Annotated in this window: 12 protein-coding genes; all 12 read left to right on the top strand. The window is 66.0% G+C overall.

All coding sequences use genetic code 11. From position 1 onward, the window contains the following. The first annotated feature begins 90 nt into the window (after positions 1-90). The 12 genes from M9978_RS11845 to M9978_RS11790 all read left to right on the top strand — a co-directional run bounded on the left by M9978_RS11845 (position 91) and on the right by M9978_RS11790 (position 12,705). Complete coding sequence (locus M9978_RS11845) at positions 91-1,143, top strand: alpha/beta hydrolase (protein WP_254293406.1); 1,053 nt, start codon at positions 91-93, stop codon at positions 1,141-1,143. A gap of 8 nt (positions 1,144-1,151) precedes the next feature. Then, positions 1,152-2,273 carry a zinc-binding dehydrogenase gene (locus M9978_RS11840; RefSeq protein ID WP_254293404.1) on the top strand — a complete coding sequence of 374 codons (1,122 nt, stop codon included), beginning with the start codon at positions 1,152-1,154 and terminating at the stop codon, positions 2,271-2,273. Positions 2,274-2,395: 122 nt separating this feature from the next. Then, complete coding sequence (locus tag M9978_RS11835; protein WP_254293402.1) at positions 2,396-2,983, top strand: VOC family protein; 588 nt, start codon at positions 2,396-2,398, stop codon at positions 2,981-2,983. Between the two features lie 13 nt (positions 2,984-2,996). Then, positions 2,997-3,383 carry a nuclear transport factor 2 family protein gene (locus M9978_RS11830; protein WP_254293400.1) on the top strand — a complete coding sequence of 129 codons (387 nt, stop codon included), beginning with the start codon at positions 2,997-2,999 and terminating at the stop codon, positions 3,381-3,383. A gap of 25 nt (positions 3,384-3,408) precedes the next feature. Further along, positions 3,409-4,278: a fumarylacetoacetate hydrolase family protein gene (locus M9978_RS11825; protein ID WP_254293398.1), complete on the top strand. Its 870-nt coding sequence runs from the start codon at positions 3,409-3,411 to the stop codon at positions 4,276-4,278. 16 nt (positions 4,279-4,294) lie between these two features. Further along, a complete protein-coding gene (gene kce, locus M9978_RS11820; protein ID WP_254293396.1) occupies positions 4,295-5,224 on the top strand; it encodes a 3,5-dioxohexanoate:acetyl-CoA acetone transferase in 930 nt (309 codons plus the stop codon). A gap of 13 nt (positions 5,225-5,237) precedes the next feature. Further along, positions 5,238-5,969 (top strand): SDR family NAD(P)-dependent oxidoreductase, encoded by a 732-nt coding sequence (locus tag M9978_RS11815; protein WP_254293394.1) that lies wholly within the window; start codon positions 5,238-5,240, stop codon positions 5,967-5,969. Positions 5,970-6,076: 107 nt separating this feature from the next. Then, positions 6,077-6,844 (top strand): TorD/DmsD family molecular chaperone, encoded by a 768-nt coding sequence (locus tag M9978_RS11810; protein ID WP_254293392.1) that lies wholly within the window; start codon positions 6,077-6,079, stop codon positions 6,842-6,844. A gap of 45 nt (positions 6,845-6,889) precedes the next feature. Further along, on the top strand, positions 6,890-9,511 hold the full coding sequence (locus tag M9978_RS11805) for a molybdopterin-dependent oxidoreductase (protein ID WP_254293390.1): 2,622 nt from the start codon (positions 6,890-6,892) through the stop codon (positions 9,509-9,511). Further along, positions 9,508-10,122, top strand: a complete 615-nt coding sequence (locus M9978_RS11800; protein WP_302053950.1) for a 4Fe-4S dicluster domain-containing protein — start codon at positions 9,508-9,510, stop codon at positions 10,120-10,122. Before M9978_RS11805 ends, M9978_RS11800 begins: the two co-directional genes overlap by 4 nt. Beyond that, positions 10,109-11,371: an NAD(P)/FAD-dependent oxidoreductase gene (locus tag M9978_RS11795; RefSeq protein ID WP_254293388.1), complete on the top strand. Its 1,263-nt coding sequence runs from the start codon at positions 10,109-10,111 to the stop codon at positions 11,369-11,371. The genes M9978_RS11800 and M9978_RS11795 overlap by 14 nt, the downstream gene beginning before the upstream one ends. Positions 11,372-11,403: 32 nt before the next feature. Continuing rightward, positions 11,404-12,705, top strand: coding sequence for a spinster family MFS transporter (locus M9978_RS11790; RefSeq protein WP_254293386.1), 1,302 nt, complete (start codon positions 11,404-11,406; stop codon positions 12,703-12,705). Positions 12,706-12,740 lie beyond the last annotated feature (35 nt).

Below are 12,740 nucleotides of genomic sequence, written 5' to 3'. Positions count from 1 at the left end.
AGCGGGGATGATCGAGTGCATGACGAGCCTCCCCGCATTTCACGACGCAACCTCATCGCCACCGCGGTGATCACGACGGCGCTGACCGACATGGCAACCCCTGCGAACGCTGAGCCCGGCAACCCGCTTCATGCGCGGCAGGGTGCGGCCAACGCCAAACCCGGCCCGCGCCATGTGCCGGCGCGGGCGATCCCCGTGCCATCGACGCTCGCCGAAGATCCCGAAATGGCGGCGAGTGTCGGCGGTCCCTATTCGCCGCTATGGAATCTCGATGCGGCGAATGCCGATGGCTGGCGCGCGATCGTGCGCGAACGCGATGCGCTTGCCGCGGCGGCGGCGGCCGGCATGCGCGAGAAGCTCGGTGTCGCGATGGCGCGGGCGCCGATCGGCGGGGTAAACGCCTATCGGCTGGCGTCGAAGCGCCTCGATCCCGCGCGGCAGGACAAGCTGATCTTCCACCTCCACGGCGGCGGCTATGTGCTGGGGAATGGCGAGGCAGGGACGTTCGAGGCGACGTTGATCGCGGCCTATACCGGCTATCCCGTACTTTCGCTCGATTATGGCATGGCGCCCGACCGCCCGTTCCCGGCGGGGATCGACGACACGATCAAGGCATGGAAAGCGCTGACTGCCGACCGCGATCCCCGGCGCATCGCGCTTCACGGCACTTCGGCAGGCGCCAATATCGGGCTCGCCGCGCTGCTCAAGATGAAGTCGCTCGACCTGCCTATGCCCGGCGCGCTCGGCCTCGGATCGCCGCCCGCCGACAAGGGGCGCCGGGGCGACAGCTGGCGGACCAATGAATGGGCCGACAATATCGTGGTGACTCCTGACAGCAGCTATCTCAATGCGGTCCATGAACTTTACGCGGGCAAGGAATCGCTCGACAATCCGCTGGTCTCGCCGCTGCTCGGAGACTTTACCGGCTTTCCCCCGGGCGTGATCTCCACCGGCACGCGCGACGTGTTCCTGTCCGACGCCGCGCATGTCCACCGCAAGCTGCGGCGGGCGGGCATTCCCGCCGAACTGCTGGTGTTCGAGGCGGTGTCGCATTCGTCCTTCCTGTTCGCGCCGACCTCGGGAGCGACCAAGGAAATGTACGGCGCGATGGCGGTGTTCTTCGACACGCATCTCGACAAATAAGGGGCACGATGACCATCGATACGGGACCGCTCACCAGCCTTCAGCTTCAGTCCGAGATGACCTCGGGGGGGACGCTGGAACTCTCGCTCGTCGAAGCGCCGGTGCCTGATCCAGGCGACGACGAACTGGTCGTGCGGATCGAGGCGGCGCCGGTCAATCCGACCGATATCGGCCTGATGTTCGCCGCGGCAGACCTCACCACGCTGACCGCGAACGGTGGAAAGACCGTCGCGACGGTGCCGCCTGCGGTGCTGCCGCGCTTCGCCGGGCGGCTCGACCGGCCCTTGGCGGTCGGAAGCGAAGGCGCAGGCACCGTGGTCCGCGCCGGTGCGAACGCACAAGCCTTGCTCGGACGGCGGGTGGCGATCTTCGGACCGGGCACCTATGCGCAATATCGCGTAACAAGGGCCGATGCCTGTCTGGTATTGCCCGATGGCGTGACTGCGGCACAGGGCGCGGCGGCGTTGATCAACCCGCTCACCGCGCTCGGCATGATCGAGACGATGCGGCTCGACGGCCATGGCGCGCTGATCCACACCGCCGCCGCGTCGAACCTCGGGCAGATGCTCAACCGCCTGTGCCTCGCCGAGGGCATCCCGCTCATCAACATCGTGCGCAGCGCGGCGCAGGCCGAGCTGTTGCTAGGGCAGGGGGCGGTCCACATCTGCAACAGCAGTGATGCCGACTTCGTAGCGCAGCTCGATGCTGCGGTCACGGCGACCGACGTGCGGCTGGCGTTCGACGCGATCGGCGGCGAGATGCCCGGACGGCTGCTCGCGGCGATGGAGGTAGCGGGCGTGCGGCGCATGGCGGACTATAGCCATTACGGCTCGACCGAACCCAAGCAGGTCTATGTCTATGGCGCGCTCGATCCCGGCCCGATCGTGACGCCGCGCGCGATGGGGATGGCGTGGAGCATCTCGGGCTGGCTGTTGTTCCAGCTGGTCCAGCGCGCCGGTCCCGACGTCTTCAAGCGGATGCGCCAGCGTGTCGCGGACGATCTGGGGACGATCTTCGCCAGCTCGTTCGACACGACGATCGGCCTCGCCGACGCCATTCGGCCCGACGTCATCCACGCCTATGCGCAGCGCGCGACGGGGCGGAAATTCCTGCTCGATCCGTGGCGGTGAACCGCGCGCGATAGGCCGCGGGCATCGGCTCTGGCCATAATCCATCGCGACAATCCACCCCCCTCCGGCGATGACATGCCCACACCGCGAAACGCGGACGGCATCGAATGATGGAGAGGTAGATGAGCAGGGACAGTGAACTGGCCAAGCGCGATGTGCGCCCCAGTGGCTTCGTTCATTTCGTGCTGAAGACGGGGCGGTTCGCCGAGCAGGTCGAATTCTACAAGACCTTTCTCAACGCCTGGGAAGTGTTCGGCGACGAGAGCGTGTCGTTCCTCACCTACGATCAGGAGCATCACCGCGTCGCGATTGCCGATTTCGGCGATCTCCCCGACCTCGACCGCGGCGCGGCGGGGTTCGAGCATATCGCCTATGCCTTCGCGTCGCTGGGCGATCTGCTGGCCAATTATCTGCGGCTCAAGGATGCCGGGATCGCGCCCTATTGGTGCATCAACCACGGCCCGACCACATCGCTCTACTATCGCGACCGCGACGGTAACCAGATCGAGACGCAGACCGACAATTTCGCCACGGTCGAGGAACTGACCGGCTATTTCCACACCGACGCCTATCGCGAGAATGTGCTGGGCGTGCAGTTCGACCCCGACAAGCTGGTCGAGCTGTTCCGCGACGGCGTCCCCGAAGTCGAATTGAAACAGCAGGGCGTCGCGCCGCGCGTGCCGGGCACCGAATATGTCTTCGGCACGTGAGGGGAGCGCGACCATGACCACCGAAACCGATCGGCAGACCATAATCGAGCATGAGCAACGGCGCTGCGCGGCGCTGACCTCGGGCGACATCGCGGCGCTCGGCGAGCTGGTCTCGGACGACCTCGTCCATGTCCATGGCAACGGCCATTTCGACGGCAAGGCCAATTATCTGAGCGGCGTCGAGACCAAATACATCTTCCATCGCATCGACCGCGGCGAACTCAACATCCGCGTCTATGGCGACATCGCGGTGGTGGTCGGTCCGCTTGACCAGATTGTCGAGGTGCGCGGCATCGACAAGCGCAACCAGATCAAGGCCGTGGCGACGCAGAGCTGGGTCCGCCGCGGCGATGGCTGGCAGCAGAATACCTGCGCGATGGCCTTCCTGTCGGTCAGCTGACCCGCAGCAATTTCGGAGAACGCACATGCCAATCGCTTCATTCCTGCATGACGGACACGCGCGCCTTGGCAAGGTGGCGGGCGACCGGATCATCGACCTTTCGGTCGCGGCGCCGGATTTGCCGGGCGACGTGATCGCGTTCCTCGAAGCGGGGGAGGCGGCACGCGAAGCGCTGCGCGCGGTCGGCGAGCCGGCTGACGCGGTGCTGCCGCTGGCTGATGTGAAGCTGCTTGCACCGGTGACGAACCCGCAGAAATTTCTCGGTATCGGCATGAATTATCGCGAGCATGCCGCCGAGGCGCAGCAGGCTGGGGTGGAGACGCCGCCCTACCAGCTGTGGTTCAACAAGCAGGTCTCGTGCATCGCCGGGCCGTATGACGAGATCGAGCTGCCCAGGGTCTCGGAGCAACTCGATTACGAGGCCGAGCTGGCGGTGGTGATCGGGCGCCGCTGCCGTCACGTCGCTGTCGAGGATGCGCGGTCGGTGATCGGCGGCTATATGGTCGTCAACGACGTCTCGGTGCGCGACTGGCAGCGGCGCACGCCCACCCATACGCTCGGCAAGTCGTTCGACACGCATGGGCCGATCGGGCCGTGGCTGGTGCTCGACGACGAGATCGAGGATCCCCACGCGCTCGAGCTGCGCATGTTCGTCAATGGCGAGCAGCGCCAGTTCGGGCGGACCGGGGAGATGATCCACAACATCTTCGAGCAGATCTCATATCTGTCGACGGTGATGACACTGATGCCGGGCGACATCCTCGCCACCGGAACGCCGAGCGGCGTCGGCGCCGCGTCCACCCCGCCGCGCTGGCTGAAGGCGGGGGACATCGCGCGGGTGGAAATCACCGGCATCGGTCACATCGAAAACCGCGTCGTCGCCGAACCGGCCTGACGCACGGAGCCAAACCATGCCCAAAAAGGTCATCATTTCCTGCGCCGTCACCGGATCGGCGCACACCCCGACGATGTCGGACGCGCTGCCGATCACGCCCGACGAGATCGCAGAGCAATCAATCGCAGCCGCGCAGGCAGGCGCAGCGATCATCCATCTTCATGCCCGTGTGCCCGAAACCGGCGAGCCGACCGGTGATCCCGAAATCTATGCCCGCTTCCTCCAGCGCATCCGTGGTGCGACCGATGCGGTGATCAACATCACCACTGGCGGCAGCGCCAATATGGCCGTGGCGGAGCGGCTGGCGGCGGCGGCGCGGTTCAAGCCCGAAATGTGCTCGCTCAACATGGGCAGCATCAACTTCGCCTTCTTCAATGCTGGCCGCCGGATCACGAGCTGGAAACATGGCTGGGAGGAATCCTATGTGAAGGAATCCGACGGCTACATCTTCCGCAATACTTTCCGTGACATCGCCTACATCCTTGAAACGATGCGCGAGCATGGCACCAAGTTCGAGCATGAATGCTATGACGTCGGTCACCTCTACAATCTGGCGCATTTCGTCGATCGCGGGCTGGTCGAGCCGCCTTTCTTCATCCAGCATATTTTCGGCATCCTCGGCGGGATCGGTGCCGATCTCGACAATCTGATGTTCATGAAACAGACCGCCGACCGGCTGTTCGGTGCGGACAGCTATCGCTGGTCGGTGCTCGCCGCAGGACGCCACCAGATGCCGTTCATCACGCAAGCTGCGTTGCTCGGCGGCAATGTCCGCGTCGGGCTGGAGGACAGCCTGTTCATCGAGCCGGGCAAGCTTGCCGTGTCGAATGCCGAGCAGGTCGCCAAGGCCGTGCGGATCATCGCGGAAATGGGGCTGGAGCCGGCGACGCCCGACGAGGCACGCGAAATCCTGGGGCTCAAGGGCGCGGCATTGGTCGCGATTTGACGGGGAGGCCAGGATGCGCAGGCTCGAAGGCAAGTCGGCACTGATCACCGGCGGATCGCGTGGCATCGGGCGGGCGATCGCCGAGGCTTACGCCCGCGAAGGCGCGCGGGTCGCGGTGAACTATGTCGCGGACGAGCGCGCTGCGCTGGCCGCAGCGGGTGGCGAGGGGGTGGCACTGCGTGCCGATGTCACCGATCCGGTCGAATTGCGCACTCTGTTCGCCGAGGCAGAGCGCGCGCTGGGCGGCCTCGATATCGTGGTCGCCAACGCGCATCCGGGTTTGGGGCACGGCCTACTCACCGAACTGACGGAAGCGACGATCGACCAGCAGCTCGCCGTGTTCAAAAGCTACATTCTCAGCTTGCAGGAGGCCGGGCGGCGGGTGCGCGATGGCGGGGTGATCATCGCGATCTCCTCGGCGGCGACGCGGCTCGCTCTGCCCACCACCGGACTCTACGCGTCGATCAAGCTGGCGATCGAGCAGCTGTGCCGCGCGCTTTCGCGTGAACTCGCACCGCGTGGCGTCCGGGTGGTGACGCTGTCGCCCGGCCTCGCCCGAACCGACCGCATCGCGGGCGTGACGCTGCCGCAGGGCGCGGCGGCGGGCGATGCAACGTCCCCCTTCGCGCGGCCTGCAGAGCCCGAGGAGGTCGCCGATGCGGCGCTGTTCCTGGCCTCGTCCGAAGCGCGCTGGGTCAACACCTCGACGCTCTATGTCAATGGCGGCAGCGTCTATGCGCAATAGCGATGCCCGCCACCTATCGAGGCACCCCGTTTGCCTTCTTGCGTGATGCCACCGGCAGTTCGAAGATGCAGTGGCGAATGAACCTCGGAGCACATGCTCCCAACGCGATGGCGGGAATGAATCTGGAACCGCACCGTCCCGAAGCCAAGCGTGGCCGCAATATGGATTGGGTCGTCCAGTTCGAGGGCCAGATGCTCGTCTGCGGCGTGCTCGCCAAGGCGCTGTATGGCGCGCCCGACCGCGAGTGGATGGACGGTCTGGTCGCGGCCGGTTTGTTCGACTCGGTCCCGTTCGGCAGCGACTTGCCGGAGATCGCGGCGGCGCTCGATTGCCTCGGCCGGTGGAGCAACTCGGTCGAAGGCGGACTTGGCGACGAGGCGTTTGCCGCGCTGACCGACGATTATACCCGGCTGTTCGTCGGCCCCGGGCGGTTGCTCGCGGCGCCGTGGGAGTCGGTCTATGCCAACAAGGACCGCGCGGTCTTCCAGAAGGAGACGGTCAGCGTCCGCAACTGGTATCTGCGGTTCGAACTCGGACTGACCAGCGAGTATAACGAGCCCGCAGACCATATCGGGCTGGAATTCGCGTTTCTGGCCGAACTCGCCCAGCGCACGATCGAGGCTTCGGACATTCGCGACGGGCGTGAGGTCAAGCGGCTGATCGATGCGCAGCGCGCCTTTCTTGGACAGCATCTGCTGCCCTGGGTGCCGCGCTGGGCCGGTGACGTGGTCGAGCATGCGCGCACCGATCTCTATCGCGGACTGGCATGGCTGGCGCGCGGCACGGTGATCGAGGCGGCGTCCTTCTTTTCGGTCGCCAGCGAGCAGCCGGTGCGGAGCGGCGCGTTCCAGCGGACGGCGCAGACGCAGCACTAACGAGAATATGCCGCCGATGTGATGGCGACGAGTGAGGAGAGAGAAATGAACGCCCCCGGCATGCCCCGCGCACGCAACCCGATCGAGCTGTGGGCGGCTGCGGTGCGTCAGGCCGGTGGGGTCGGCTTTGGCCTCAAGAAGGAACCGCGCGCGCGGCAGTTGCTGGGCTCCGGCGGCGGCAAGGGCAAGTGGATCGCCGCGGATTGCTGGCCCGACTGCGGCAGCAAGGGCTTCAACAAGGCCTATGTCGAGGACGGCGTGGTGGTGCGGATGGGCACCGACGACACGATCGAGGACAGCTGGAACAAGCCGCAGCTGCGCGCCTGCGCCCGCGGCCAGTCGCTGCGGCTGTGGCTGCTCGGCGCCGACCGGCTCAAATATCCGATGAAGCGCAAGCATTGGGAGCCGGGCGGCGGCAAGAAGGAACTGCGCGGCAAGGACGAATGGGTGCGCATCTCGTGGGACGAGGCGCTCGACATCCTTGCCGGTGAGCTCAAGCGCATCAAGCAAAGCTATGGCAACGAGGCGATCCTGGCACCGTGGGTCGGCGCGATCGCGGCGCGCGCGCTGGGCGCCTATGGTGGCTTCACCGATCAATGGGGTGCGCATTCGACCGGCACCTGGCTGCCGGCGCACCTTCACACCGGCTTTGGCTATCCGCACTGGAACGACCGCTTCGACATGGTCGAGACCAAGCTGTTCCTGCTGTGGGGCACCAACCCGGTGTGGAGCCAGGCCGGGCTGCCCGCCTATACCTATATGCAGGCCAAGCGGAACGGCGCGCGCTTCATCGCGATCGATCCCTTCTACAACCCGACTTACGAGATGCTGACCGACGAGTGGATGCCGATCCGGCCGGGGACCGACCATGCGCTGATCCTGGGCATGATCCATACCTTGCTGGTCGAGGACGATCCCGCGGCCAACAAGCTGATCGACTGGGATTTCCTGAACCGCTGCACCGTCGGCTTCGACGCCGAGCATCTGCCCGAGGGCGCGGACCCGCGGGACAATCTCAAGGACTATGTGCTCGGCCTCAACGACGGCCAGCCCCGCGACGCCGAATGGGCCGCGCAGATCTGCGGCGCCCCGCCCGAGCGCATCCGCTGGCTCGCGCGCCTGCTCGCCAAGGAGGAGCATGCCGCGATCTGCACCTCCGGCGGTGTCGCGCGGATCGACAATGCCGACACGCTGCCGCAGGCGTTTATCGCGCTGACCGCGATGACCGGCCATTTCGGCAAGCCGCACAGCCAGCTCGGCGTGCATCATCATTTCGGCACCAATGGCGGACCGCAGCTGGTGCAGGGCCAGAATTCGCGCTCCTACGCCAACTCGCATCTGCGCGCGCCGCCGATCCCCAACCCGGTGTGCGACGACATGATGGCGGGCGGGTTCCAGCACACCTCGCGCAAGGGCTGCATCAACATCAACGAGATCAACACCGCGGTGTTGAATGGCCACTACACCGGCGTCGATGGCGAGAAGGTCCCGATTGACCTGCGCATGATCTATCACGCGCACGGATCGCGCGTGAACCAGCTGCCCAACACCGTCGAGGGCATCCGTGCGCACCGCAAGGTCGAGTTCGTCGTCACCCAGAACATGTTCATGAACGCCGACGCGATCTATTCCGATCTCGTCCTGCCGGTGACCTCGCGCTGGGAGCGCGACGGCAATGTCTGCATCGGCTATCGCGAGCAGCTGCTGTGGCACTCGAAGGTGATGGAGCCCTATTTCGAGTGCCGCGACGATCTGTGGATCGGCGTCGAGCTCGCCAAGCGGCTGGGGATCGACCCGGCGATCGTCGAGCCCTGGTCGTGGAAGCAGGAGATCTTCAATCAGGTCGCCGATGCGCGGGTGATGAACGAGGATGGCAAGACGTTCGAACCGCTCGTCACGATCACCAAGGACGATCTGGCGGCGTTCGATGTCGAGGGCGTGCCGCAGCAGGGCCGCATCACCGTCGAGGAGTTTCGCGAGAAGGGCATCTACCACATCCCGCGCGAGCCGGGCGACAATCACGGCTTCGTCTATCTCAAGGAATTTCGCGAAGACCCCGACGCCAACCCGCTCGCTACGCGCAGCGGCAAGCTCGAAATCCACTGCCAGGCGATCGCCGATCTCGTGAACCGGCTGGGCTGGTCGCAGATCCGGCCGATCCCCGCCTATGTCCCGCCGATGGAGGGCTATGAGGCGACGTTCAGCGACTGGGAGCAACGGATCAAGGGCGACTATCCGCTGCAGGTCTACAACATCCACATGCCGCGCCGCGCGCACAACTTCTTCGACAACGCGACCGTCATGCGCGAGCTGTTTCCGCACGAATATATCATGAACCCGATCGATGCGGCGCCGCGCGGGATCGCCAATGGCGACACGGTGCTGATCCGCAGCCCATGGGGCAAGGTGCTGCGCACGGTGTGGGTGACGCCGCACATCATGCCGGGCGTGACGATCCTGGGGCAGGGCTCACGCGTCGATCTCGACGAGGAAACCGGGATCGACCGCGGCGGCTGCGCCAATGTCCTCAAGGGATCGAAGCCGACAGGCGGCGGGCATATCGGCTGGAACAGTCTGATCGTCGAAGTCGAGAAATGGACCGGCGCGCCGCTGCGCTCCGACGTCGAGACCGCGCACGTCATCCCGCTCAAGGACGCCTATGCATGACCAAACAGCTCGGCTTCTACCTCGATGCGGAAGCGTGCAACGGCTGCGCAGTGTGCCTCGTCGCGTGCAAGGACAAATATGACAATCCGGTCGGCGTCAATTTCCGCAAGGTGATCCATCACACCATGGGGTCGTGGGAGCAGGACGCCGCCAGCCCGGGCTTCATGGTGCCGCAGATCTCGGCCTATTCGCTGTCGATCGCGTGCAATCATTGCGTGACGCCGGTGTGCCTGGAGGCATGCCCGGTCGCGGCGATCAGCAAGCGCGACGATGGCCGCGTGCTGATCGATCCCGAAGTCTGTGTCGGCTGCCGGCTATGCCAATGCTGCCCCTATGACGCGCCGCAGTTCAACGAGGCGCTGGGCGTGATGACCATGTGCGACGGCTGCGTCGACCTCGAAGGGACGGGCGAGGAGCAGGCCTGCGTCGCTGCCTGCCCGCAACGCGCGCTCGAGTTCGGCGATATCGAGGAATTGCGCGCGAAGCATGGCGACGCGGTGCTGGGCGGGGTCGAGCCGCTCGCCGATCCGGCGATCACGCAGCCGTCGCTGCTGGTGACGCCGCACCGCCATTCGACGGTGCTGACAGGGCGTACCAATGCTGTCGAATGAGACGTTCGTCCTGATCGGCGGCGGCTATGCCTCCTCGCGCACGGCAGATTGCCTGCGCCAGGAAGGATTCGACGGCCGCATCGTGCTGGTCAGCGAAGAGCCGCATCTCCCCTACAGTCGTCCGCCTTTGTGCAAGAAGGGGCTGGTCAGCCAGCTCGACATTACCCGGCTGCCGTTGCGTCATGCCGCCTTCTACGAACGTAGCCGGATCGAGTTGATGCTCGGCAAGCATGTCACCGGCATCGATCGCGCCGCGCGCCGCGTGCGGATCGAGGGTGAGGCATCGCTCGACTATGACAAGCTGCTGATCGGCACTGGCGGCCGGCCGCGGCGGCTGCCGATTCCGGGCAACGAGCTCGCCGGCATCCATGTCATTCGGACCTATGAGGACATGGTCGCAATGCGCGCCGGGTTCGCGCCGGGCGCGCGGCTGGCGATCATCGGCGCGGGCTATATCGGGCTGGAGACCGCGGCATCGGCGGTCGGCGCGGGACTCGACGTCACGGTGATCGAGCTGTCGGCGCGGCTGATGAGCCGGGTCGCGGCGCCGGTGACGTCGGAATTCTTCGCACGCTACCATCTCGACCATGGCGTCAAGCTGATGCTGCACCGCTCGGCGCAGGGTTTCGAGGGCGTGGACGGGCGCGTGGCGGCGGTGCTGCTCGACGACGGCACGCGCGTCGCCGCGGATCTCGTGCTCGTCGCCGCGGGCAATATTCCGGAATTCTCGCTCGCGGCGGAGGCCGGGCTGACGTGCGAGGGCGGGATCGTCGTCGACGACCGCTGCCGCACGTCCGATCCGCTGATCTTCGCCGCGGGCGACTGCACGCGCCACCCGAGCGTCCGCTATGGCCGCCGCATCCAGCTCGAATCGGTCGACAATGCGCTCGAGCAGGCGCGCGTCGCCGCCGCCGGCATGTGCGGGCGCAAGGTTCGCCATGCGCATGTGCCGTGGTTCTGGTCGGACCAGTACAACCTCAAGCTGCAGATCGTCGGGCTTGCCGACGGGTTCGACGAGATCGTCGTGCGCGGCGACCCCGACAAGCCGGGCTATTCGATCTGGTACCTGCGTGAGAGCGAGGTGCTGTGCATGGAGACGGTCAACAACCCGCGCGAGTTCATGCAGGCCGGCCGCTGGATCGGCGCGCATGCCAAGGTCGATGCACGGATCCTGCGCGACGCCGGCCATGAGCTCGACGAAGCGGTGATCGGCAAGAACGAACTGCTCGAACCCGTCGCGCGCGGGTGACGCACGAACGCATCAGGATATCGGAGGCGAAATTGGCGAGTAAGGGTATCCCGGCATCCGGCGCGAGCGGCGCGGCACTGAGCGAGACGGCGCGGTTCAAGCTGTTGCTGGTGATCGCCGTGCTGGCGACCTTCTTCAACATCCTCGACCGCTCGATCCTCAGCATCCTCGCCGAGCCGATCAAGCAGGATCTCGGCCTGACCGACACCCAGCTCGGCTTTCTGACGGGCTTTGCCTTCGCCCTGTTCTACTCGTTCGCCGGACTCCCGATCGCGCGCTATGTCGATCGTCCGCACAGCGACCGGCCGCTGGTGATCGCTTCGTGCATGGCACTGTGGTCGGCGATGACGATGGTGTGCGGCATGGCGGCCAATTACGGCCAGCTGCTGGTCGCGCGCATGTTGGTCGCGGTCGGCGAATCCGGCGGCGGTCCGCCGATCCTCACACTGATGAACCATTATGTCACCCCGGCGAACCGTTCGCGCGCCTTCGGCATCTACAGCCTCGGCATTCCGCTGGGCACGCTCGCGGGACTGATGGTCGGCGGCTGGCTCGCCGATCTGGTCGGCTGGCGCATGACCTTCATCATCGTCGGCGCGCCGGGCCTGCTGCTGGCGCTGATCATCAAGCTGACGTTGCACGAGCCGCGCAAGACCGAGCCGGCGCCCGTGGCAACCGAAGCACATCCCTCGATCCTCGAGAATTGCCGCGTCATCTTCGGCTCGCCCGCGCTGCGCTGGCTGACCGCGGCGACCGCACTGATCGGTGTGTTCGTGACCGCTTTGCCCAACTGGACGGGCATCTATCTGATCCGGGTGGTCGAGCTGTCGCCGACCCAGGCGGGCCTGCTGCTCGGGCTGACGATGGGGGCGGGGGCGATCGGCACCTATTATGGCGGCGCGCTCGCCGACCGGTTCGCACGGGCCGGGCCGGGGCGGGCGCTGCTCGTGCCGTGCTACGGGTTGCTGATCGGCATCCCGGCGGCGGGCCTTGCCATCGCGAGCAGCGACTGGCGGGTGTTCGCGGCGCTCTACTGGATCTCGTTCGTTGGGGCGGCGTCCTATCTCGGCCCGTTCTTCTCGGTGGTGCAGCAGCTGGTCGGGCCGAAATACCGCGCGACGACGATCGTGATCATCATGATGCTGTTCAATCTGGTCGGGGTCGGGCTGGGGTCGTTCGCGGTCGGTGTGGCGTCGGACTATTTCGCACCGCTCTATGGGCGCGATAGCCTGCGCTGGATTCTCGTCGTCGGCCATCTGGCGGCGGTCGTTCCCGCATTTCTCTATTATCGGGCAGCGGCGTTGGCCGATCGAGGGATCGTCGATGGCGAGTGAAGGCGGACGATCTGAAGGGGCCTCAATCGCCTGAA

Source organism: Sphingomonas tagetis (genome assembly GCF_024211275.1).
In the GTDB taxonomy this organism is placed as follows: Bacteria; Pseudomonadota; Alphaproteobacteria; order Sphingomonadales; family Sphingomonadaceae; genus Sphingomonas; species Sphingomonas tagetis.
Note: the sequence above shows the minus strand (reverse complement) of the source record. Positions and strands in the feature narration are given on the sequence as shown.

Coding starts and splice junctions, on each gene's coding strand:
- M9978_RS11845 (WP_254293406.1), top strand. CDS start 91: ATGGCAACCCCTGCGAACGCTGAGCCCGGCAACCCGCTTCATGCGCGG.
- M9978_RS11840 (WP_254293404.1), top strand. CDS start 1,152: ATGACCATCGATACGGGACCGCTCACCAGCCTTCAGCTTCAGTCCGAG.
- M9978_RS11835 (WP_254293402.1), top strand. CDS start 2,396: ATGAGCAGGGACAGTGAACTGGCCAAGCGCGATGTGCGCCCCAGTGGC.
- M9978_RS11830 (WP_254293400.1), top strand. CDS start 2,997: ATGACCACCGAAACCGATCGGCAGACCATAATCGAGCATGAGCAACGG.
- M9978_RS11825 (WP_254293398.1), top strand. CDS start 3,409: ATGCCAATCGCTTCATTCCTGCATGACGGACACGCGCGCCTTGGCAAG.
- kce (WP_254293396.1), top strand. CDS start 4,295: ATGCCCAAAAAGGTCATCATTTCCTGCGCCGTCACCGGATCGGCGCAC.
- M9978_RS11815 (WP_254293394.1), top strand. CDS start 5,238: ATGCGCAGGCTCGAAGGCAAGTCGGCACTGATCACCGGCGGATCGCGT.
- M9978_RS11810 (WP_254293392.1), top strand. CDS start 6,077: ATGGCGGGAATGAATCTGGAACCGCACCGTCCCGAAGCCAAGCGTGGC.
- M9978_RS11805 (WP_254293390.1), top strand. CDS start 6,890: ATGAACGCCCCCGGCATGCCCCGCGCACGCAACCCGATCGAGCTGTGG.
- M9978_RS11800 (WP_302053950.1), top strand. CDS start 9,508: ATGACCAAACAGCTCGGCTTCTACCTCGATGCGGAAGCGTGCAACGGC.
- M9978_RS11795 (WP_254293388.1), top strand. CDS start 10,109: ATGCTGTCGAATGAGACGTTCGTCCTGATCGGCGGCGGCTATGCCTCC.